Source organism: Vibrio sp. 10N.222.49.C9 (assembly GCF_041474985.1).
Lineage (GTDB): Bacteria > Pseudomonadota > Gammaproteobacteria > Enterobacterales > Vibrionaceae > Vibrio > Vibrio crassostreae_C.
In genome coordinates this window covers 1-359 of the sequence record NZ_JBFRVD010001315.1, presented here as the reverse complement: position 1 = coordinate 359, position 359 = coordinate 1, and the positions used below count along the sequence as shown (strand labels likewise).

The 359-nt window shown below is 44.0% G+C and carries 1 pseudogene; it reads left to right on the top strand.

Annotated elements, in window-relative coordinates:
* Nucleotides 1–37: 37 nt before the first annotated feature.
* Nucleotides 38–359 (top strand): annotated as a pseudogene (locus tag AB4585_RS28080) (hypothetical protein); the annotation flags it as partial.

Here is a 359-nt window from a genome sequence, read left to right as displayed (position 1 = left end):
GGACAAGATCAAACATGCTAACTGCTTTGATTTATGGATGAAGGCACACGCTAGAAAGACCTATCACGGCGTTGTGTTTGACCCAGCTAACAGAGCTAATGGGCGATTCCTTAATATGTGGCAAGGCTTTGCGGTTGATCCTGTAGAGGGTGACGACCAACTAGATACAATAATGTGGCATCTACTTCATGTTGTTTGTGACGGAAACCAAGAACACTTTGGGTATCTACTGGCTTGGATGGCTCATATCGTACAAAAGCCACAAGAAAAGAGCGGTGTTTGTCTGGTATTGAAATCAGAGGCAAGAGGCACAGGTAAAAGCACTGTATCTATTCTAATGGAGAAGCTATTAGGGCTGT